Origin of the sequence: Massilia varians, assembly GCF_027923905.1 — a bacterium.
In the GTDB taxonomy this organism is placed as follows: Bacteria; Pseudomonadota; Gammaproteobacteria; order Burkholderiales; family Burkholderiaceae_D; genus Telluria; species Telluria varians_B.
The window spans coordinates 562,424-584,332 of record NZ_AP026966.1; the positions used below are offsets into that span (position 1 = coordinate 562,424).

At 62.9% G+C, this 21,909-nt stretch carries 18 protein-coding genes; 6 read left to right on the forward strand and 12 right to left on the reverse strand.

Translation table 11 applies throughout. The annotated features are described in order from the left end of the window. The first annotated feature begins 89 nt into the window (after positions 1-89). Positions 90-1,361: an O-antigen ligase family protein gene (locus MasN3_RS02620; protein WP_281912052.1), complete on the forward strand. Its 1,272-nt coding sequence runs from the start codon at positions 90-92 to the stop codon at positions 1,359-1,361. Here the strand turns inward: MasN3_RS02620 and MasN3_RS02625 are convergent. The 8 genes from MasN3_RS02625 to MasN3_RS02660 all read right to left on the reverse strand — a co-directional run bounded on the left by MasN3_RS02625 (position 1,358) and on the right by MasN3_RS02660 (position 8,881). Next, a complete protein-coding gene (locus MasN3_RS02625; RefSeq protein WP_281912055.1) occupies positions 1,358-2,338 on the reverse strand; it encodes a glycosyltransferase in 981 nt (326 codons plus the stop codon). The two genes, MasN3_RS02620 and MasN3_RS02625, sit on opposite strands and share 4 nt — an antisense overlap. Before the next feature lie 6 nt (positions 2,339-2,344). Continuing rightward, positions 2,345-3,373: a WavE lipopolysaccharide synthesis family protein gene (locus tag MasN3_RS02630; protein WP_281912058.1), complete on the reverse strand. Its 1,029-nt coding sequence runs from the start codon at positions 3,371-3,373 to the stop codon at positions 2,345-2,347. Next, positions 3,370-4,383, reverse strand: a complete 1,014-nt coding sequence (locus MasN3_RS02635; protein WP_281912060.1) for a hypothetical protein — start codon at positions 4,381-4,383, stop codon at positions 3,370-3,372. Before MasN3_RS02635 ends, MasN3_RS02630 begins: the two co-directional genes overlap by 4 nt. Next, positions 4,380-5,123 carry a capsular biosynthesis protein gene (locus MasN3_RS02640; protein ID WP_281912061.1) on the reverse strand — a complete coding sequence of 248 codons (744 nt, stop codon included), beginning with the start codon at positions 5,121-5,123 and terminating at the stop codon, positions 4,380-4,382. Before MasN3_RS02640 ends, MasN3_RS02635 begins: the two co-directional genes overlap by 4 nt. Further along, complete coding sequence (locus MasN3_RS02645; protein ID WP_281912062.1) at positions 5,080-6,885, reverse strand: phosphotransferase; 1,806 nt, start codon at positions 6,883-6,885, stop codon at positions 5,080-5,082. The genes MasN3_RS02640 and MasN3_RS02645 overlap by 44 nt, the downstream gene beginning before the upstream one ends. Continuing rightward, the gene (locus tag MasN3_RS02650; protein WP_281912064.1) at positions 6,886-7,266 is read right to left on the reverse strand and encodes a capsular biosynthesis protein; all 381 of its coding nucleotides are present in this window, start codon (positions 7,264-7,266) and stop codon (positions 6,886-6,888) included. 62 nt (positions 7,267-7,328) lie between these two features. Beyond that, entirely contained in the window at positions 7,329-8,048 is a 720-nt protein-coding gene (locus MasN3_RS02655; RefSeq protein ID WP_281912065.1) for an ABC transporter ATP-binding protein, read from the reverse strand. Positions 8,049-8,050: 2 nt separating this feature from the next. Continuing rightward, positions 8,051-8,881 carry an ABC transporter permease gene (locus tag MasN3_RS02660; protein ID WP_281912069.1) on the reverse strand — a complete coding sequence of 277 codons (831 nt, stop codon included), beginning with the start codon at positions 8,879-8,881 and terminating at the stop codon, positions 8,051-8,053. A gap of 162 nt (positions 8,882-9,043) precedes the next feature. Between MasN3_RS02660 and MasN3_RS02665 the strand changes: the two genes are divergently transcribed. After that, complete coding sequence (locus MasN3_RS02665; RefSeq protein WP_281912070.1) at positions 9,044-9,859, forward strand: class I SAM-dependent methyltransferase; 816 nt, start codon at positions 9,044-9,046, stop codon at positions 9,857-9,859. After that, the gene (locus tag MasN3_RS02670; RefSeq protein WP_281912071.1) at positions 9,856-10,728 is read left to right on the forward strand and encodes a glycosyltransferase; all 873 of its coding nucleotides are present in this window, start codon (positions 9,856-9,858) and stop codon (positions 10,726-10,728) included. Before MasN3_RS02665 ends, MasN3_RS02670 begins: the two co-directional genes overlap by 4 nt. Here the strand turns inward: MasN3_RS02670 and MasN3_RS02675 are convergent. The 4 genes from MasN3_RS02675 to ttcA form a co-directional block, all read right to left on the reverse strand. Then, the gene (locus MasN3_RS02675) at positions 10,725-11,687 is read right to left on the reverse strand and encodes a GlcNAc-transferase family protein (protein ID WP_281912074.1); all 963 of its coding nucleotides are present in this window, start codon (positions 11,685-11,687) and stop codon (positions 10,725-10,727) included. The genes MasN3_RS02670 and MasN3_RS02675 overlap by 4 nt on opposite strands. A gap of 5 nt (positions 11,688-11,692) precedes the next feature. Further along, positions 11,693-12,892 (reverse strand): helix-turn-helix transcriptional regulator, encoded by a 1,200-nt coding sequence (locus MasN3_RS02680; protein WP_281912077.1) that lies wholly within the window; start codon positions 12,890-12,892, stop codon positions 11,693-11,695. Between the two features lie 120 nt (positions 12,893-13,012). Continuing rightward, the gene (locus MasN3_RS02685; protein WP_281912079.1) at positions 13,013-13,522 is read right to left on the reverse strand and encodes a SixA phosphatase family protein; all 510 of its coding nucleotides are present in this window, start codon (positions 13,520-13,522) and stop codon (positions 13,013-13,015) included. 76 nt (positions 13,523-13,598) lie between these two features. Further along, a complete protein-coding gene (ttcA, locus tag MasN3_RS02690) occupies positions 13,599-14,357 on the reverse strand; it encodes a tRNA 2-thiocytidine(32) synthetase TtcA (RefSeq protein WP_281912081.1) in 759 nt (252 codons plus the stop codon). Positions 14,358-15,078: 721 nt separating this feature from the next. Here ttcA and MasN3_RS02695 point away from each other — a divergent pair. From MasN3_RS02695 to MasN3_RS02705, 3 genes are all read left to right on the forward strand, one after another. Continuing rightward, on the forward strand, positions 15,079-17,598 hold the full coding sequence (locus MasN3_RS02695; RefSeq protein WP_281912084.1) for a DEAD/DEAH box helicase family protein: 2,520 nt from the start codon (positions 15,079-15,081) through the stop codon (positions 17,596-17,598). Between the two features lie 343 nt (positions 17,599-17,941). Then, positions 17,942-21,094, forward strand: a complete 3,153-nt coding sequence (locus MasN3_RS02700; RefSeq protein WP_281912087.1) for an N-6 DNA methylase — start codon at positions 17,942-17,944, stop codon at positions 21,092-21,094. Next, positions 21,094-21,858, forward strand: a complete 765-nt coding sequence (locus MasN3_RS02705; RefSeq protein ID WP_281912089.1) for a Fis family transcriptional regulator — start codon at positions 21,094-21,096, stop codon at positions 21,856-21,858. The genes MasN3_RS02700 and MasN3_RS02705 overlap by 1 nt, the downstream gene beginning before the upstream one ends. Positions 21,859-21,909: the final 51 nt, after the last annotated feature.

Consider the following 21,909-nt stretch of genomic DNA (forward strand, 5'->3'; position numbering starts at 1 on the left):
CGATGCGGATCAAGCGCGGGGCGTGCGCCGTCCCCCGGGCGGCGCCGATCCGCTAGACTGCCACGGTCGCCGCCATTCCTCTTCCTGCAATGCGTGCCTGCCGTGTTTCCCTCCAGCCCGGCATCCGCGCCGCGATCGCCACGCTGCCCGTCGCCTTCCTCCTGTCCAGCCTGGTCACCGGTATCGGCATCGGCCTGGCCGGTTTCCTGTTCCTCGGCATTGCACTCTGGCAGTGGCGCGCCAGCCGCGCGCATCTGGCGCGCGACTGGCCGGCCCTGCGTCCGGTCGTGCTCGCGTTTGCCGCCTATGCCGCCTATGCACTGTTCCTGCACCTGGCGCGCGCCACCGGGTGGCGTACGGTCGACGCGCCCCTGCGGATGCTGCTCGCCCTGGCCCTGGTGCCGGTACTGCGGATGGCGCAACTGGACGCTCGGCCGTGGTGGATTGGTGCCTGCGCCGGTGCGCTGGCCGCGGCCGCGCTGGCGGCATGGGAACGCTGGGGCGCCGGCGTCGAACGTGCCGGCGGCTTCCTGAACCCGATCGTGTTCGGCAACCTGGCGCTGGTACTGGTGCTGGTGGCGCTGGCCTCGCTGCTCGATCCGCGCATGCGCCGGCATTGGTGGTGGCCGGCGGCCGCCGCGCTGGCGGGCGCCGTCGCCTCGCTGCTGTCCGGCAGCCGCGGCGGCTGGCTGGCCCTGCCGCCGGCCTTCCTGCTGCTGTGGACCCAGCGCCGCCACATCCCGCGTGCCTTGCCTGGCGGCCTGGCGCTGGCCATGGCCGCGCTGGTCGTGCTGGCGTATGCGGTGCCGGCCACCGGTGTCAGGGCGCGGGTCGCGGTGGGCCTCAGCGACCTGGCGCTCTACCGGGACGGCAATCCCCTGCCGACCTCGCTGAGCGTACGCCTCGAATTGTGGAAGGCGGCCGGCATGCTGGCAAGCGAACACCCGCTGGCCGGCATCGACACGCCGGCGTACAAGGCGCGGATGCGGGCCTGGATCGCCGAGGGCAGGCTCAGCCCGGCCGTGTTCGCGCCGCCGGAGCCGCCGCACCTGCATAACGACGCCCTGCAGGCCCTGGTGACCCGGGGCCTGCCCGGACTGGCCTGCTGGCTGGCGATCATCCTGGCGCCGTTGTGCTGGTTCGGACTGCGCCTGCGCCGTGCCGCCAGTGGGGAACAGGCGGCGCCGGCGCTGGCCGGCCTGCTGGTGGTGGTGAGCTATGTCATGGCGGGGCTGAGCGAGGTGATGTTCTGGTCGATGAAGGCGAGCCTGCTGTATGCCATGCTGGTGTTCGCCTTCATGGCCTGCTGCCTGCAGGCAGCGGATCCGCTGCGCAGGCAGGCGCCGCCGGCGTGCGTCTAGCGGTCCTCGTGACGGCGCCGCAGGTCGATCTTCCCCATCCCCTGGCCTTGCGCCCCGGGCCCGGGAGAAGCGTTTGCCGGAGGTGCGCCGGGCAACGTGGGGCAAGGACCGAGCCGTCCGGCCCAGCCGTCGGCCAGCGCCTGCCTGACGGTGCGCCAGGCACCGCGCCGGAAGCGTCCACGGCAGCCCAGCCACAGTCCCAGGCCGGTCAGTGTGGCGACCGCTCCCGCCAGTTGCGGCAGGCGCGCATGCCGGCGCGCCACCACGATCCGGTTGCGCAGGTTGTAGTAGTGGCGCGGGCCGATCGGGCCGGCGCGCATCCGGCCGGCGGGCGCGCGCAGGTGGTCGACCACGCTGCCGGGCGCCAGCCACAGCGGCCAGCCGGCGCGCCGCAGGCGCAGGCAGTATTCGGTGTCGTCGTAGGACAGGAACAGGGCGGCGTCGGGCAGGCCGCAGGCTGCCGCGGCGCGCGCCGACACCAGCAAGCCGACGAAGGAGGCGGTGTCGACCGGCACCAGGGCGCGGCAGTAGTCGGCAGGGGCGATCGTGCGTTCGATGCCGCACGACAGCCCGTAACGGCGCCGGTGGGCCAGCGCCAGGCTACCGAACTCGAAGACGGCCGGCGCCACCGCCCCCGGCGCCGCCGTGCCCTCTGCCTGTGCGATTGCCCCGGCCAGCCGTTCCAGCGTGTCGGGGCGCGGCACCGCGTCGTCGTCCAGCAGCCAGATCCAGTCGCAGCCGCCGGCCAGGGCGTGGCGCATGCCGAGGGCGAAGCCGCCGGCGCCGCCCAGGTTGCCGCCGGGGCGCAGCACGTCCAGGCCCTGGCAGCGCGCCAGCACGGCGCCCGTCTCGGGCCCGCCGCCGTTGTCGACCACGACCACGTGGTCGGGCGGGCGCTGCTGCGACTGCAGCGCCGCCAGCACCTGCTGCAGCAGTGGCGGGCGGTCGCGGGTGACGACGACGGTGACGATGCGCATGGCCGGCTACAAGTGGCGCGCGAGCCGGCTCACCATGCGGCGCACCGGTTCGCTGCTGTGCTGCGGATCGAACAGCAGCCCATGCAGCAGGCGGCTGTGGCGGAAGGCGAGGGCGGTCAGGCGCTTGCTGCGCGCCCGCGCGCGGATCAGGCGGCGCAGGCCGGCGGCATCCTGGAATCCGGCCAGCTCGGGGCCCTGCAGCGCGACCCAGTCCAGATGCATCAGGTTGTTCATGCACTGGAAGCGCGAGGCGCCCACCCAGGCATACTTGGGAAAGACCAGGCCGATCTGCCAGGGGTCGAGCAGAATCACTTCGTGGGCCATGAAGCGCGCGTGGTCGCGCAGCACCGCTTCCGACGTGTCGTTCAGCGCCCGTGGACAGGCATAGCCGCGGGCGCCGGCGAACTGCGTGCACAGGTGCTGCTCGACCGCGAAGCGGGCACGGAAGCGGCGCTCGAAGATCGACGCGCCGGGCGGATGCGGACGCTGTTCGTAATGGCGCGCGTCGCGCGCGTCCATCGGCGCGGCCGACCAGTAGGCCCGCAGCAGTTCGGTCGGACCGAAATGGAACCAGTCGCTCAGGTGGTAGGGCAGGCGCTCGAACATGAGCGGGTCGAGGGTGAAGAAGGAGCAGGCCAGCAGCCGTTCGCGTCCGCCGTCGCGGCGGCGCTGCTCGGCGGCGAAGTCGAGGAAACCCGCATGTTCAAGAAAGCAGTCGGTGCGCAGCTTGACGGCATAGGGCGTGCGCACGGCCGTCAGGCCGGCGCGCGTGCTGGCCAGCTGCCGGTTGGCGTTGTTGGCCTTGTCGTCGTCGAGCTTGAGCGGCGCCAGCGGACCCGGGTCCGGGCTGAGCACCACGGTGTCGACCCCCGCGTTGTGCGGCACGTCCGTGCCTTCCCAGGTGGAGAGGACGATGCGCGCGCCCGGCAGCACCTGGCGCGTCATGCGGATATTGCGCACGAAGGCGTCGCGCTCGCGCGTGACGTAAGGCTTGAACGCGCCCTGGAACACGAGGGTGATGTCGGAAGTCTTCATGGCGCGACAGGCGGCTGGTGGGAACCGGGCGCCGGCCGCGGCGCCGGCGCCGGCGCCGGGGCGGTAGCCAGTGCGTCGATGTAGCGGCGCAGCGGGTGGTCCGGACGGCGCGCTACCCGCTTCACGCCGAACAGGCCGTGGCGGTCGAATACGCGCCAGGTGTTGTTGCTGTCGGACATCCATTCGTAGCGCGCCAGCCAGGCGGCATCGCCGGCGCCGATGCGGTCGACCAGGCGCCGCCGGGTCCGGTGGAAGCCGCTGCGGATCATCAGGTACTCGATGAGGCGGCGCGGGAAATGGCGCGGTTCGCCCGGCCGGCCGATCAGCGGATCGGCATAGCGCAGCACGCGCCAGAAGGCCTGGTCGAAACGGTGCACCTCGGACAGCACGTAGGGGCGGCCCCCGATGGGCGCGCGCAGCGCATGGGCCGCGGTGGCCAGCCAGACTTCCTCGCGCGGATAGGCGGCGCTGCCGTCGAGGTGGCGCTCGAGCAGGGGCGCCAGCTCGAACAGCAGCGCCGCCTCGAAGCTGGCGCCCTCGACCTGGGAGCCCACCAGGCTGGTGCTGCCGAGCCGCCGGCACAGGTTGACCAGCTGCCGGTCGGCCAGCGCCGGCGCGGCGAAGCGCCAGCGGCTGCCGGCGCGGATGGGGCGCGTGTGCAGGAAGTTGCCGCCACGTCCCAGCCAGCCGGCCAGGCCGGGACGCACCAGCATGTCGTTCGAGGCATGCAGGCAGATGCGGCTGGCGTCGCCGGCGCGGCGGATCCAGCCGATGTTGGCCAGGTGGGCCTGCAGGATGCCGCCCCAGCGTGTCGCATGGCGTGCGGGATTGAGCACGACGTTGGCGCAGCCGGCGGCGTCCAGCGCCGTTTCCAGTTCGGGCAGGCTGAAGCGGGCGTTGGCCGAGACGTGCAGCACGATGCGCGCCTCGGGGAAGAAGGCGGCGATGTTCCTGGCCTGGCTCGCCACGACCCGTGCCTGGGTGTGCACGGGAAGCGATATGTAGATCAAAACAGGCTCCGTGCGCCGTCGTGCAAGGCGCTGTATTCCTGGGGCGTGCCGGCGAAGTGCACCTCGTGCGCGCTGATCTGGTGGTACATGATGCGCTTGCCGGCCGCGATCAGGTGGTTGTACAGCGGCGCGACGTAGAGTTCGCCCCACTGGCGCAGGTAGCGGCCGCCATCGCCGAGCGCATGTTCGCAGCTGGCGCCGAAATCGGCGGCCCGCGCGAAGTAGTACAGCCCGGTGCTGCACAGCGGCGAGACGCGGCGCTTTTCGGTGGCCTCGGCAACCAGCGGGCACAGCGACGTGGCGGGGCGCACGAAGGACCAGTGCGCGCCTTCGCCGGCGAACACTTCCAGGTAGCCGTCGCTTGCACCCATGGCTTCGGGAAAGCGGTAATGCGGTCGGATGGTGTCGATGTTGAAGATGAGCAGGGCCTCGTTGGCGCCGGCGCTGGCAGCGTCCAGGCCGCGCAGCACGGTTTCGGCCTGGCCGCGCGTGCTCTCGCCCAGGCCCGCCGCCAGGTAGTTGTCCAGGCCCAGCCGGTCGCATTCGCGCGCGATGAAGTCGTCGGCACCGAAGGCGTGGCGGTGGACGAACACGAAGCGCTCGCTGCCGAAGTAGTGTTCGAACGAGCGCAGGCAGCTGGCGAACAGCGTCTGTCCGTCGAGCGGCAGTTCGTACTTGGGCCGGGAGTAGCCGGCGTCAAAGAAGCGGCGGCTCATTTCCGCCATCGGGATCACGATCATGCGCTCTCCATTCGAGGTAAACGCGGATGGCATTGGCCAGCAGGGCGCGTTGGCGTAGCGGGGCGTCCGCGTGCAGCGGCAGCATCGACAGGAACAGCAGCACCATGACGGGATAGCAATCCCATGCGGTGGGCAGGCGGCCGGCGAAGGGCGTGGCCAGGAACAGCGCGCGGATCGGAGCGCTGCGCTGGGCCAGGACCCGGAAGCGTAGCGCGTGGCCGGGAGGCAGTCCAGGCAGCGGATCGTCGCGCAGGCCGTGCAGGGATGAGCCTGCCGGGGAGCGCGGCGGGACGGCCGGCGGCATGCCGCCCTGACGACGCGGGCCCCCCTTGCCATGCCCGTCCAGGTCGCCGCTCAGCTGCAGGTTCCGCTGTTCGCCGAACTGTGCGCTGCCCGCGCTGCTCTTCTGCAGGCCGGGGCGCTCGCCCTGTTCCTCGCCGTGCCGGTCGTCGTCTTCGAGCACGAAGTGGCCGGCCACGATGTGGTCGTACAGCCCGAGCACCGAATGGGCGAGCTTGCCGATGTCGTAGCGCAGGTCGCCGAAGCGCGAAGGGCGGCCGCTGGCATCGGTCCCGCGCGGGTCGATGGTCTTGACGCGGCCGGCGCGGAAGTCGAACAGGATGTTGCTGAAGCAGAAGTCGCCGTGCAGGAAGCTCGGTTCCGCCATGCCGGCATCGACTGCGGCGCTGGCCTGTTCGGCGATGACGCGCAGCGAGGGCGTGCGTACGCCGTTGAGCGCCCAGCCGGCGTCGAGGTCGCACCCGGCCGCGGCGGCATAGGCTGCGAGCCGGGACAGGGTTTTTTCGCGGTAGGCCTGGCGGATGGCATCGAGCGCGGGCGGCTGCTCCAGCGGCACCGCCTGCGCGGTGCGCAGGAAAGCATCGGCGGCGCGGAAGATGCGCGCCCAGACCTGCTCGGGCAGGCGCCCGAAGACGTAGAGCTCGTTCAGGGTGGCCAGGTGCAGGTATTCGAGCTGGTACCCGCAGCCGCAGCCCTCGTCGGTGCGCCCGATGTACGGGGCCAGGAAGGGCTTGACGGAGCGCGGCGCCCGTTCGAACCATTCGGCCTCGGCCACGATCTTGCCGCTGTCGTCCCCCGTCTTGGTGACCACGCCGTCGGACACGCGCAACTGGTTGAAGTGGCGCTGGGTGGTGACGGTGCGCTTGGAATCGAAATAGGTGTGCACGTGGCCAAAATCCAGCCAGCGCGCGACCGGCCAGTGGGCCAGGCCGACCTGGCGCTCGTAGGCGACCACCGAGGCGATGAAATCGCCCTCTTCGGCCAGCAGTTCGCGCAGCCGCGCCGGATCGGAAAAGGCGAACATGCCGGTCCAGATGCCGCCCGGCTGACCATGCCGGGGAACTTCGTGGCACCAGTCGTAGTACTCGTCGGTCTGGCCCACCGCCAGCCAGTCGCTGCCACCGCGCGGCGGGTCGTCGATCAGGGTGTCGCCGTACAGGATTTCGATCGGCCCGCTGACGCCGTGGGAAGAGAGGAAATCGTGCACCGCCCAGCCCAGCGCCGCGCCGGTCTCGGTACGGTAGAGCGTGATGCCGCAGGCCTCGAGGCAGGCGGCGTCGGCCTCGTCGAGCGCGAAGTCGCCCGGCACGGTCATGACCACCTGCGCATGACGGGCGCCATGGCGCCGCGCCTGGTAGCTGAACAGGCGCCGGTTGCCCACCGGAAGAAACGCGGGCGGAATGCGGCCGAACTCGGCGTACAACTCGCTGTCGACATAGGCGCCGGAAGTGATGAGCAGCATTTACGCCTCGCGCCCTTCGTCCGCCAGCAGGGCCGAGATGTCGGCGAGGGAGTAGCGCAGGAATTCAGACGGCCGCACCGCCTTGTCGTCGACATAGAAGCCTTGCGTGCCGCACCAGGGCTTGCCGACGTGGAGCTCGTCGCAGGGCACGCCGTGCCGTGACAGCCATTCGACGATGAGGGGCAGCGTGTGCAGGTTGATCTTGCCGATGTTGCCGCTGTAGGTGCGCACGTTGCGGCTGGTGCTGATGACGATGTCGAAGCCGTCGCGCTGGTAGTCGCGCAGGCGTGCGATCAGGGCCAGGTTGGGAAGCGCATGCGCATAGCCCGCTTCCGTGCAGTAGGCGATGGTGTCGTCGAGGTCGATGATCAGGCGTTTCATGCGACCAGAATAGGCGGGGCCGGAAGCGGATCCATGATCCATGTCTATCGTGCGCACGGTGCTCACAGGAGGTTGGCGTCGACTTCGCACAAGAGCCCGTGTTCGAGCCGGAAGAAGCGGCGGCAGTGGCGCTTGAGGGCCGCGATGTCGTGCGAGGCGAACACGAAGATGCGCACCGAGGAGATCAATGCCTCCATGCGGGTGGCGGCCTTCAGCTGGAACTCGGCGTCGCCGGCGCCGAAGATCTCGTCGACCAGCAGGATGTCCGGACTGGTCGAGGTGGCCACCGCGAACATCAGGCGCGTGGCCATGCCGGCCGAATAGGTGCGCACCGGCAGGTGCAGGAAGGGGCCGAGCTGGGTGAATTCCTCGATGTCGGGCAGGCGCGCGGCGATCTCGCGCTTGCCGATCCCGAGCAGCATCGCCATGCGCCGGATGTTCTCGTAACCGCTCAGTTCGCTTTCCATGCCGGCCCCGAGTTCGAACACGGTCGCCACCCGGCCTTCGCGCAGCACGCTGCCGGCCGAGGGACAGTACACCCCGGCCATGGTGCGCAGCAGGGTGCTCTTGCCGGCGCCGTTGTGGCCGAGCAGCCCGACGCTGTCGCCGTCGCGCAGCCGGAAGCTGGCGTCGCGCAGCGCGGTGACGAGCTGGATGCCGCTTCCCTCGGACTCGATGCGCCCGCCCGTCGATACCCGCATCAGGTGCCGGCGCAGCGACTTGGCGCGCACGTCGTAGACCGGATACTGGACCGTCACGCGGTCGAATTCGAGGCGCGCCATGGTCAGAGCCAGTAGGCGATGCGGTTGCGCTTGGCGTCGAACAGCCACAGGGTGAGGATCCAGCTGCCCAGGCACAGCAGGACATTGGTCAGCACGACGAAGCCGGGCGGCGCCGCGCCCAGCAGCGGATAGCGCATCAGCTCGATCAGGTGGCTGAACGGATTGAGCCAGATGAACTCCGCGCTGAACGGCAGGTAGTTAGGCCGGTAGAACACCGGGCTGAGGAACATCAGCAGCGGCATGGCGGCGCCCAATACGTATTCGAGGTCGCGAAAGCGCGCTCCGAGCATGCTGAGCAGCAGCGCCAGCCACAGCAGGTTGGCCGCCAGCAGCAGCAGGCAGGGCAGGGCCAGCAGGGTATGGCGCGTGACGGGCACGTCGAACATCAGCACGACCGCGAGCAGCACCGGCAGGTTGTGTGCGAAGTTGATCAGGTGCTTGAGCACCATCTGGATGGGCGGCATCGACAGCGGCATGCTGATGTTGCGGATCAGCGCCGCCTGCCGCCAGTAGGTGGTAGTGGATTCGAGAATACAGCCGCTGAGCAGTTGCCACAGGATCAGGCCGCAGGTGAGCGAGGGCACGAAGCTGGCGCGCTCCATGCGCAGCAGCTCGCTCCACACGAGGCCGAGGCCGAGCGTGCCGGCCGCGGTGCCGAGCGTCATCCAGAACGGGCCGAGCACGCTGCGCCGGTAGCGCGCGCGCAGGTCGCTGGCCGCGATGAAGGCGATGACGTGCAGCAGTCCCCAGGCATGGCGCAGGTCGGTCAGGGCGGGCCCGCCCAGCACCTTGCGCACGCTGCCGTTCATGGTGGTCGTGGCGGTGGTTGACATGATGGGCGATTCTGGGCCGCCCTTCCCCCGTGCGCCTGATCTTGCGCAATCGGGCGCGATACCGATGCAACTGCCGATCCTGTCGGGCCGTCTGAATCTCCATCTGGCCGCAGGCCGGTTCCGGAGACGTCGATGGACAATTTTCTCAAGCAGTATGCACGCATGCAAAAGACTTTCTATGACGACTCCCCCGCGGATGTCGAGGAGATCGTCGGCAACTACGACTACCACGAGAACTTCCCCTACGAGACCCACCTGCTGCACCTGTACGGCGACATCCGCAAGCCTGTGCTGGCCGACCCGCAATCGGCGCGCGGCTTCGAGGTCGGTTGCGGCGAAGGCCGCATGGTGCGGCGCATGTCGCGCCTGCTGCGCCAGGTTGACGGCGCCGACATCTCCAAGAAGATGGTGCGGGCGGCGCGCGCCCGCACTCCGAACGCCGAGATCTTCCTGAGCAGCGGCACCGACTGCGGCGAGGCCCCGTCCGGCGCCTACGATTTCGCCTACTGCGCGATCTCGATGCAGCACATCTGCGTGTACGACACCCGCGCCCGCATCCTCGACGACATCGTGCGCATCCTGCGTCCCGACGGCTGCGCCACGCTGCAGTTCTTCTTCTCGCGCTACTACCCGTACTGCCGCACCGCGCCGCCGCCCGCCAACGAGGCCTTCCTGGTCGACATCCACCACATCGACCGCCTGCACGCGCGCTGGACCGAGAACCGCTGGGACGCGGCCGGCACCAACAGCGCCTGCGACGTCGCCTTCGGCACCGACGACATCCCGCGCGTGCTGGAAGACTTCGGCCGCTGGTTCCGCCAGGCCGACGTCTGGTTCCACGACATCTCGCTGGGGCGGCCGGACGCGCGCGGCGGGCGCGAGCGCGTCCTGCCCGAGGTCCATCCCAACTGCCATGGTTGGGACGACGCCTGGTTCACGCACATGGCCTTTTTCCACCTGCGCGGGCCAAAAAAATGACACAGGCGCCGGTCCTGGCCAGCTGCTCGGTGGTGGCCTACGCCAATCCCACGGAGCAGATCGAACGCTTGCTGCGCGGGGTGAGCGGCAGCTGGCCGCGGCTGCTGATCTACCTGATCGAGAATTCGCCCGAGGACCGCCTGCGCAGCCTGGCGCCGCGCTACCAGGCCCTGTACTGGCACCAGCCGGACAATCCGGGCTTCGGCCGTTCGCACAACCGCGCCATGCGCGCCGCGATGGAAGCCGGCAGCCGCTACCACTTCGTGCTCAATCCCGATATCTATTTTTCTGAAGACATTTTTCCCCGCCTGCTGGCCTATATGGAGAGCCAGGCCGACGTGGCGATGCTGTCCCCGCGCATCTGCTTTCCCGATGGCCGCCTGCAGCCGCTGTGCAAGCTCCTGCCCGCGCCGCTCGGCCTGGCGACACGGCGCTTCCTGCCCTGGCTGCACCGGTGCTCAGGCCAGCAGTACGACTACGAAATGCATGCCAGCGGTTACGACCGCATCATGGAGGTGCCGGTCCTGTCCGGATGCTTCATGCTGATCCGCACCGATGCGCTGGCCAGGGCCGGGCTGTTCGACGAACGCTTCTTCCTGTATTTCGAGGACGTCGACCTGTCGCGGCGGCTGGCCCGTATCGGCCGCATCGTGTTCTATCCGCGCGTGACGGTGGTGCACGAATATGGCCGCGGCTCCTACCGCGACTGGCGCCTGCTGTGCCATCACAGCGCTTCGGCGGTGCGCTACTTCAACAAGTGGGGCTGGTGCTTCGACGAGGAGCGCGAACGCGTCAATGCCCGGGCGCTGGGCAGCATCTCGCTCGCGAAAGAAGGGATGGGAATCGACGCCGCCGGCGACGTGCTCTAGCAGAGTTGCCCGCCGAACGGATCGCTGATGGTCTGGGTGGCGTAGTCGATGCCGCTCAGCTCGGCATACTGGGCCATGCTGCGCACCGATCCCAGCCCATACGCGCCGGGCAGGCCGTCGCCCATCAGCAGGCGGTTCAGGCGCAGCCTGGCGCGCTCGGTCAGGTAGCCCGAGCCAAAGGCGCGCCGCCCGTCGAACTCGCCGTGCCAGTGGTGGCTCTCGTAGGGCATGCCCTCGTTCTTGTACAGGTGGTAGACCGGCGTGGTGAGCGGATGGAAGATGTCCCAGCCGCGCGTGAAGGCGCGCACCGCCAGGCTCTGCTCCTCGCCATGGAAGTAGAGGTAAGGCTCGTAGGGCACTTCTTCCACGAAGCTGCCGGCCGCGAACAGGAAGCCGGCGGACACGTGGCAGCCCATGACCGGCTCGCTGGTGAACAGGTGGTGCGCCATGAAGCGCAGCACGGCGTCATCAAGTGTCAGGGGCTTTTCCGGATGCGGGCGCAGCACCAGCGCGGTCCGGCCGTCGCCCGGCGTGTACCGGGGGACGCCGCCGACCATGTCGAAGCGGTAGGGATAGGTGCTGACGATCGGCTTGGCCGAGCGCGCGCCCAGCCTCGCGTGCAGGCTGCGCAGCTGTTCGTCCCAGCCCGGCTCGAACAGGGTGTGCGAATCGACCTGCAGCAGGAAGGCTTCGCCGTCGTACAGCGAAAAGGCGATGCTGCGCGCCCAGCTCACGCCCAGCGTGTCGCGCGGGTCCAGGTGCACGTAGCGCACCCGGCGCGCGAAGGGCAGGGCGGCAATCGCCGCGCGCTGGTGCTCGACGTGCTGGTCGACCACGTCCAGCGACAGCAGCTCCGGGCGGGCAGCTTTCGCCACCGCATCGTTCAAGGTGAAGAACAGCATCGGGTCAAGATAGGATGCGATGCTGATGAAGATCGTCGGGCTGGTCGCTGGCGTCATCGGGCTCAGGTGCTGATTCCCTGGAAGGAGCCGCCGTCGGCTTTGAGCGCGCGCTGCACGGCCGATGCGGGGAGATTCATCAGGAGCCGTACCAGCTCCGGCTGGCGGTTGGTGGCGGTCTTCTGGTAGATCGACATCAGCTGCTTGCGCACCGTGTCGTACTGCACCCCCAGCGTTTCGGCGATGCTCTTGAGCGGCACGCCGTCGGCCAGCAGCGAGGCCACGCGGCATTCGGCATGCGACAGGCCGAACGCTGCGGTGAGCAGGTCCGAATCGATCACCTGGGCCGAGGTCGGATGGTAGAAGAACAGCATCACCAGCGGGCGCAGGCCGAAGCTGCCCAGGGTGCGTTCCGGCACCAGGAGGGTGAAGAAACCGTACAGGACGTCCGGCGCGGCGCCGGGCTCGCTGCTCATGTGCAGCGAACGAAAGGCGGTGTCCGGGGCGGCGCCCGCGGCTGTACGTGCCTGGTGCTCGAGCTGCGCGCACTGGTCGAGGAAGGCGCTGCGGTAGGCCTGCGGCAGCACCAGGCGTTTCTCACGCACCTGCACCAGGCTGGTCGAGCCGAGCAGGCAGCGCGCCGCCTCGTTCGCCAGCACCACTTCACCGCCGGTAGTCAGGAGCATCACCGGCTGGCGCAGCTTGTCGATCAGCGCGTGTCCGACCAGGGCCTGGGCCGAATACACGAACTGGGCCAGGCCGAGGCGCGCCGCGCGCTGCAGGTGCGGGCGCAGGCGGTCGAGAAAGGCCAGGGCATCGGCCGGCATCGGGCCGTCGCCGGGGCGGCGCAGGCAAGCCAGCAGCACGGTCGCTTCGCCGTTCTCGACCAGCTTGCAGGCCGTCAGGTAGCGCGCACCGTGCGGCAGCAGGAATTCCTGGTAGAAGGGATCGGTGGCGACGAAAGCCTCGTCGAAATGCTCATGGCAGTGCAGCCACGCGTCCGCCCATTGGCTGCGCATCAGCTCGACACGTGGATCGATGAACTGGTATTTCTGGATGTATTCCAGGTCGATCTGCGGCGCCATGGCGGCGCCATCGCTGTATGACAGGGCGCCATGGGCGGCATCGAAAGCGAGCATGTGGATGGCGCGCCCGCCGACCGCCTCGTGCAGGCATGCGAGCACGCTGCGCCAGGCAGTCCGGTCGTCCAGCGTGTCGTAGATGAGGTTGACGGCGCGGTCGAACTGCGCCTGGGACAGATCCAAGATGAACTCCAGTCAGTAATTCATGCATCCTAACTGAAGCTTTAATGCATTGGAACTACTGGTTGCTGACAAGCCACGACGATATTTCAAAATCACAACATCAGCAAGGGAGTGGCTGCCTCAAGGCGTGGAGGGGGAGGTCAGCAGGATCGTCCGGACCGCACCGCCTGCCGCCGGCGTCAGCTGATACAGGCGATCGTATTCGTCGTCGCCGATGTCGGCGCCGGGGGCGCCGCCGAACAGCCGCACCAGTTCCGGCAGGGTGTTCGAGTGTCCCACCACCAGTACCGGCCCGGACAGGGTTTTCACCTTGTCGATCAGCGCTTTCGGCGCGCGCGGGTCGTACAGCTGCACCTCGAGCCCGATGCGCTGGGCCAGCGGCTGCGCGGTCTGGCGCGTGCGCTGGGTCGGCGTGCTGAACACGGCAGTGATGCCGCTGCGCGACAGGATGGTGGCGATCGCCCGGGCCCGCGCCTGGCCTTGCGGGGTCAGCTCCGGGTCCTGGCCCACACTGGCCTTTTCGCCATGGCGCACCAGGTAGATCGCGCTCGGCTCGGCCAGCGCCGCGGCGGGGGCGAGGATGGCCAGGCTGAAGGACAGGCAACGGAACAGGCGGGCGGGCAGGCTCATGGAATCCTTTTGTCGATGGGACGAAAAAAAGGCAGGGTAGCACGACCCTGCCTTCCTGTTAAAGCCGGTGGCCGGGCTACAGCTGCGTGAGCGAAATCGTATTCGCCGCCGGCGTCGAGCACGGCTCCTCGTCGAAGGCGATGTCGCCGTTCGGATTCGCCACGCCGTCGGTCTTCAGGTCGACGAAGCCGAACAGGTCACGGTCCTGCAGGTGCGAGGGCACCACGGTGGAGAGCGACGAGAACACGTTCTCGACGCGGCCCGGATGCTTCTTTTCCCAGTCGCGCAGCATGGCCTTGATCTGCTTGCGCTGCAGGTTTTCCTGCGAGCCACACAGGTCGCACGGGATGATCGGGAAGCCTTTCACCTCGGCGTAGCGCTCGGTATCGGCTTCCTTCACGTAGGCCAGCGGGCGGATCACCATGTGCTTGCCGTCGTCCGAGACCAGCTTGGCCGGCATGCCCTTCAGCTTCCCGCCGAAGAACATGTTCAGGAAGAAGGTTTCCAGGATGTCGTCACGGTGGTGGCCCAGGGCGATCTTGTTGCAGCCCAGCTCGTCCGCCACGCGGTACAGGATGCCGCGCCGCAGGCGCGAGCACAGCGAGCAGGTGGTCTTGCCTTCCGGGATCAGACGCTTGACGATGCTGTAGGTGTCCTGGTTCTCGATGTGGTACGGCACACCCAGCTTCTCGAGGTAGGCCGGCAGGATATCGGCCGGGAAGTTCGGCTGCTTCTGGTCAAGGTTGACCGCGACGATGTCGAAATGGATCGGCGCGCGCTCGCGCAGGGTCATCAGGATGTCCAGCAGGGCATAGCTGTCCTTGCTTATGTGCACATAGCAAGGTATTTGTTCGACGAACTCAAGAGGGAGGTTACTAACTCAAACTTTACACATTGAATATTTATGTAATCTTTACACTCCGAAGCCAAACACCGTGTCCTAGAATAAAACTGGTGTTGCATATTGCCTACACATGCATACGCGGGGACGGTTGTCCTCGCTACCGATACACCTACGCCTCATGCTGCTTGTGCTCGAGTCGGTGCATGGCATACTCGCCGACGGATTAGCGGATGGCATCGGCAGCCGGCTTGACGAAGTCTCCAGGCAACAACGAATTTTTGATAGCAGTGCCAGACTCTTGCTCGCGTCTTTGACGGAGGGCGTCCGCGCCGACACGGGAGCTGCGGTTCTTCGCAGTAAGTTTTCTGACCGTGAGTCTCAGCTGTTGGCCAACGTAATCGCCCTCGAGTTTGAACGCCGCGACCGTTCCCGACGCAGGTCGCCTACTTCGTTTTAAGACGCGACGGCCTGTAGTTGGCTTGCTTCAGTTGCAACGAGATAAAGTTGAGCGTCACCAGCGTCGGGCACGGCTCGTCGTCGAAGGCGGTGCCGACGTCTGATTCGCCATGTCGCCGGTCCGCAAATCGACATTAAAGCTCCTTGTTCCATGCGACAAACCTCGTCAACTAGAGGAAGTGACCTGATCTAGACAGGTACTATTGGTTGAGAGAATGTGGCAATATAGGCATCACTTCTCTCAGTAGGGTTTAGAATGGTCAATTTCAGTAAGCGGCTCGCTGGCGGTAAAGCCAAAAAAGTTGTCGATCCAATCGCTCTTTATGAAACTTTGGATCGTGCCACTGACAAGGGGCCACTTCGTCCCGCGCAAATCGCTGTTCTCAAAGCATGGTTCGATGGTCATCAGACCGATCGAGACATTATTGTCAAGTTGCACACTGGACAAGGCAAAACTCTGATCGGCTTACTGATGCTTCAGTCGAGGCTCAACGACGGCAAGGGCCCGGTCGTATATCTTTGTCCCAGCAATTTTCTCGTTGAGCAAACGTGCGACCAAGCAAAACAATTCGGTATCAAGACTTGCATTGCGGCACCCGAACTGCCAGAGGAGTTCTTGCATGGCGACAGCATTCTGGTTACGTCTGTTCAGAAATTGTTCAACGGGTTGACCAAGTTCGGCCTCAACAATCAATCGGTTAGCATCGGCACCCTTTTAATGGATGACGCACACGCGTGCGTTGATGCAATCCGTGCGGCCTGCCGAATCAGGATTCCACGGGACGAACCGGCCTACCATTCTATATTGGAGATGTTTTCCACCGACCTGGAAGAGCAAGGTGTCGGCACGTTCGCTGATATTCAAAATCAGAAACGGGACGCCCTGCTGCCAATTCCTTACTGGGCTTGGACGGCCAAAGAAGCCGAGGTTGCTCGGATTCTTTCTAGTGCAACTGATAGGCAAAGCGTGCGCTATGCCTGGCCGTTGCTCAAGAATATGTTGGATAGATGCCAGTGTGTGATTTCCGGCGACGCGCTGGAGATTGAGCCTTATGTGGCGCCGTTGCAAGCGTTTGGCAGCTATTGGAGAGCGTCGCATCGGATCCTGATGTCAGCAACGGTGACCGATGATTCGTTCCTTGTAAAAGGTCTGCAGCTATCGCCAAAAACCATCGCGTCACCGTTAAAGTATGCTGCCGAGACCTGGTCGGGCGAGAAGATGGTCCTAATTCCTTCATTAATCGACGAAAGCTTGGATCGCTCGGAGATGGTGAATATGTTTGCCAAGCCGAACGACAAACGTAGATCTGGCGTTGTTGCGTTGACAAACAGTTTCGCTACAACCAAGGACTGGGAGGCATATGGGGCGATCGTTGCAGACACGAAGAACATACCTACCGTAGTCGGAAGTCTTAAACGGGGTCAATATGAGTTAACAGTTGTCCTGGCGAACCGCTACGATGGCATTGATCTTCCAGACGATACGTGCAGAATCTTGATTTTCGATGGGAAGCCATTCTCAGAGAGCCTGATTGACCTGCACACCGAGTCGTGCCGCCCGAATAGCGAAGCAACATTAATCAGAGCTGTAAGAAGCGTTGAACAAGGTATGGGACGTAGCGTTCGAGGCGAAAAGGACTATTCGGTTGTCGTCGTAACCGGGACAGATCTAACGCGATTGATACGGGACAGTAAGTCGAGATCGTATTTTTCGCCTCAGGTAGCGCAGCAGGTAAAAATCGGCATTGATGTGGCTGAGATGGCGCGTGAAGAGGTGGGAGATGAAGGGGCGCCTGTCGACGCCTTTGCGAAACTGATATCGCAGTGTCTCAATCGAGACCCGGATTGGAAAGAATATTATGCAGAGCAGATGGATTCGGTCGTTCCAAATGTGACGCGGAAAGAAATTCTTGAGCAGTTCGAAATGGAGCTGCTATCTGAGCATTCATTTGCTTCTGGGAACTATCGCGCTGCTGTTGATCGCGTGCAGGCATATCTTGACAAAAATGTCTCTGACAGTGATGAAAAAGGCTGGTATTTGCAAGAAATGGCTCGATACAGCCATAAGTTCGACCGCCCCTTGTCGGAGCGTTTCCAACTGGCTGCGCATAGCGCAAATCGACTGCTGCTGAAACCGGCAAACGGAGTTCAGATTACTAAGCTTTCGATCGTCAGTCATGGGCGTATGGAACGAATCCAAAGCTGGATTTCGCAGTTTGATGACTATTCACAGTTAAATGTTGCGCTGACGGACATTTTGGCACGGCTCGCCTTCGGCGTAAAAGCTGACAAATTTGAGCAGGCTCTAGATGAGCTCGCGTCGTGCATAGGTTTCGTTGGCGAACGGCCTGACAAAGAGTGGAAAGAAGGTCCAGATAACCTGTGGGCGTTGGACGGAACCCAGTATATCCTTTGGGAATGTAAGGACGAGGTATTGCTGGAACGTAGCGAAATCAATAAGCGTGAATCGGAGCAGATGAACCGGTCTGCTGCATGGTTTGAAAAGCATTATCCAGGGATGAAGGTAAAACGGCTGATGATTCATCCCGCCCAACAGCTTGAGAGCGCCGGCGCGTTCACGCACGAGGTCGAAGTGGTGCGGCCGGCCGAGTTGAAGAGGCTAGTGAAGGCAGTGCGTACATTTTTTAACGCATTCGAGCATGTCAACTTCTCAGACCTGTCGGCACACCATATCCAAAAGCTCGTCGATTCGCATGGGCTAGCACTTAGCGAAGTGGTTGGGAACTACTCCAAAAAGATTCGCGACAATCGGTAACCAATGTGTCAGACGTAAGCACCAAGGGGCTGCTCGGGTCTGTTCGGCCGTCGAGCAGTCCGTCCTTGATGTGGTGGTGCAGCGAAGCCGTGTACGTACGAACATAGAGAAGATCGGACAGTGATTACAAGTTGTTAGGACTCGCTAATTAATTGCCTTTAGAATACAATTTTGCGCTTGAACGGATCATCGACCGTCGTCTTTCTAACATACCCATACGTGAGGTCGACATTATTAGACCTCGCTACCATCGATGTAATAATGTTCTTGAGCGCTCTGTACCGAAAGCATAAGTTAGACTCGGCGTGCAAAGTACGGAAATAAAGCAGTACAAAGGATTAATGTGACGAATACGTCATTACATAATTGGCTCGATAAGCTTGGGTATTCGGCAGAACCTGCGGTTTTGCATTTGCGCGGTGACTCAATCCCTGAGACGCACCCGTACGCTCTTGAGATAGCGAATCTCTTGAAGCCAGATGGAGCGATTCGTGCCCAAGCAGTCTTTGATGTGGAGGGCGTACCAACCGTTGTCTTCTTGGGAGACGATAACAAGCCTTTGACTTCCACGGAACTTGACGAAGCGCGAAAACGTATTTGGAATCAGAATCTTGCGACCGTTGTTATTGAGATTAAGGGCGATCATGCGATCGCGCTTCCAGCTCGAAAGTTAAAGAGTGCGTTCGCTCAACTATCGCTAGCAGATGCGCGTCCTGATGGGGATTTTTCGGCCTTGGATGTCGTCTCGGCTAATCTTTCCCGTCGAGCGCCGAGCTGGTTTGATGTCAAAGCACGGGTAGACCGTAAGCTACTTGACAACCTTAATGTCGTCGTCGCGAAGCTTGTAGAAAGCGGCTTCTCAGGAGGTAAGAATAAGCCACAGCGTAAGCGTTTGGCCGAATTACTTATGGGCCAAGTACTTTTCGTTGCTTATCTTGAGCATCGGGAAATCGTAGGTCAGACGTATAGAGAGCGCCGAAACGTTTCGCAATTACATAGTCTCGTCAAAAGTGGCGATAGGGCCGGAGTGCAGGCCCTTGTAGACCGACTGAGGACTGACTTTAACGGTGATTTTTTAGGCGAGGATCGCCACGACCCCTGGAATGCCTTGGCCGACGACGGGTTTGTCCTGCTTGATCAGTTCCTACGGAGGACCGACATGCGCACTGGACAACAAGATTTTTGGAATTATGACTTCAGCTATATTCCGGTTGAATTGCTTTCTGGCCTATACGAGTCATTTCTGATTCCGGATCAGAAAGCCAAGGACGGAGCGTATTACACGCCACGTAATTTGGCTATGCTTGTGGTCGATCAGGCATTTTCTTCATCACCCGACCCGCTTTCGGAAACGATTTTTGATGGTGCTTGTGGTTCTGGAATTCTGCTGACAACAGCTTATCGTCGCCTTATAGCGTTGGCAGAGCGGCGAGAAAAGCGGCAAATAAGCTTCAGCGAACGTTCAAGAATTTTGGAAACCTGCATATTCGGCGGTGACATTAATTTTATGGCGTGCCGTGTTACTGCCTTCAGCCTCTATTTGTCGTTATTAGAGGGCCTCGCTCCCGCCGACATACTGGAGGCGCAGGAGCAGGAAGGGGCTAGGTTACCTTCGCTGAAAGGAACAAACCTCGCGTACGGTCACAAAACCGCAGATTTTTTCAATAATGCGCATCTGTTTCGCACAAGACAGTTCTCGCTAATCATATCAAATCCGCCATGGGCTGAACCGGCTGGTGAAACTCGTACTTCTGCGGACGATTGGGCCGAACAGGCCGACGCCCCCTTTGTACGGCGCCAAATTGCCGGAGCATACGCCCTGCGCGCGTTAGATTTTTTAACAACAACTGGCCGAGTGTGTTTGGTCCAGCCTATTGGGCAGTTCCTAGGGCCTTCGAGCTCTGGCTTTGTTTCGCACTTACTCGAGAAGTACCGTCCAATACGACTTCTCAATTTCGGGGATCTGCAGGGCCTCCTCTTCCCGACGGCAGAGAACACTTGCCATGTGTTCCTCGGGGAGCGCAGGTCAGTAGAGCCTTGCGGGGGAATATCGTTCGGAGAGATATTTGAGTACTGCGTGCCGAAAGCGGACATGAGCCTCTCATTGGGGCGACTCACGGTGCAGTCCAGTGACCGTCACCTACTTCAAACACGCTCTATAGTAGACGATCCACAGCTTCTCGTTACCTTAATGTGGGGTGACGCTAACGACCTCGCGACTTGGACACGACTAACGGCGCGCGGTACCTTTGCAGATTTTTGGTCGGGTCCACGTGAGTTTCGCCGATGGGTGTACCGCAAGGGCATCCACCTAAATGATAAAAGCCGTGTGGCCGTCAGTGCAGCGCCTTTGAGGCGGACACCTTTTGTGCCAATTGAAGTTCTAAGCGTTGGCTCTCCTGTTTTACATCCAGAACTGCTCACTAAGTGGCCTGCAAGCCAGGATACCGTAGTTGGTCTAAACTCTGCCATATTGGACGTTTTCGACGGCCCACGCGTGCTGTTTCCAGACGGGTTCTCGCGGGGCGAGCAAAACGTCCGGGCCGTGTATTACGACGGGCCGGCCTCGTTTACTCACAGTGTTGGCGTAATCGCAGGAAAGGCCGAGCATGCACTACTTTTGCAATTCGTCGCGGTGTATCTGCGCTCTAGTCTCGCACGATATTTTTTGATGATACGCGGCTGGAAAATGCTTTGTGAGCGAAACGGAGTGCACTTAGCTGACGTCGAAACTTTCCCCTTCTTTATTCCTGAGGATGCACCTGATCCAGTAGCTGCCAAAGCAGCATTGGAGACTGTCTCCGAGTGCATGGCTCAGATATCGGATTTAGCTGAGTGGGAGCAAAAACGGTGCTACGAAGAGTTGCGGTCAACTCTCGACCAAGCAGTCTTCGATTATTTTGGCCTCTCGTCCGAAGAGCAGGCGTTGGTCAGTGAATCGGTGGACGTTTTAATGCCATCAATCCGTCCTCGTAGTTTCAAAAGCCTAGACACGCCAGCACAGCGATCCGCAAGTCCAGCAAACGTCGAACGATACGCGACTGCATTAGCTGAATCGCTTACCTCTTGGCGGAAACGAACCGGGGGAGAGGGACGCTTTAGTGTCAACGTGACAGTGAGTGATCCAAATCGAGCGGGCCCGTCGGGGATCGTTCGCATAAAATTTGCTCCACAACCTACGTCGAGTCCCGAAATAGAGACCGAGGTTGATAGTGAGCTAGTCCTCGAGACCTTGGCCCTGCTTCGTGATGCCGGTTTTCGTGCTATCCCTTCTGGAAATTATCTAACTTTGGTTCCCGATATTCATTTATGGATGGAGGGGGCACTTTACCTAGTGCGCCCCCTTGCTCTGCGCAGTTGGACAATCCGCCAAGCTCTGCGTGATGCGGAGCACGTCGTCCGAACGGTTCAGTTGGGCGCAGTCCGAACGGTCCAGTTCAGTACGGTCCGAACGGTTCAGGTAGGCGCAATGCGCGAGAAGCAGGAGACGGCCTGATGACAATCCCAACGAGTTGGTTTGCCGCGTTCCCTATTGTGCCAGCAACAGAAGCAGTCGAGGTTCTTCGGGAAGCCTGGACTTATCTAGCCAGCCGTCCTCGGGCTGACTTTAATCCAGAAACGCATGAGGGGCCCTTAACCAAGCGACTGAAGGTGTACGTGGAGAACTACACCGCCCGGGAACGAGGGTTACTCGGAATGTGGGCAGCTGAAGACATTATCGGAGATATATGCCCGACGAGCGGCTCACTAGTCGAGGAGCGCCGAACTGACATCGTCTATGGCTGGAATGACGATGTCCGAGATATGAAGTTAGTGTTTGAATTCAAGCGGTTGGGTAAGCAGAAAAGTCACAGGGACCATTATTTACTCGATCAAGGGCTAGGGCGTTTCGTTACTGGCATTTACAGCCGTCGACAAGCTGTCGCGGCGATGGTGGGTGTCCTTCTTGATCCAGAGCCAGAGATCGTACCTCCAATCAGGGCAGCACTTTCTGATCCTGCGCTTGCGACCTCCCTGCGACTTCGCCCCAACGGTGCAGGACAACCTTTCACGAAACCATCAAACCTGTTTGCGAACGCCGATTTCGACACGGAGCACGACCGGGACCCTTCATTAGCCCCGAGTCACGGGCACATTTGCGTGTCACATTTCTTTTTTTCCTTCGGATATCCAACAAGTTCCAGCAAACCAAGAAAGGCCTCCGCACGCCAAGGAGGAACTGCAAAACCGAAAGTGTCCCACAATCCCAAATCCACTTAGCATTTAATGCGGCTTCCGACTGTAACTACTGACCGAGCGTTCAATGTACGC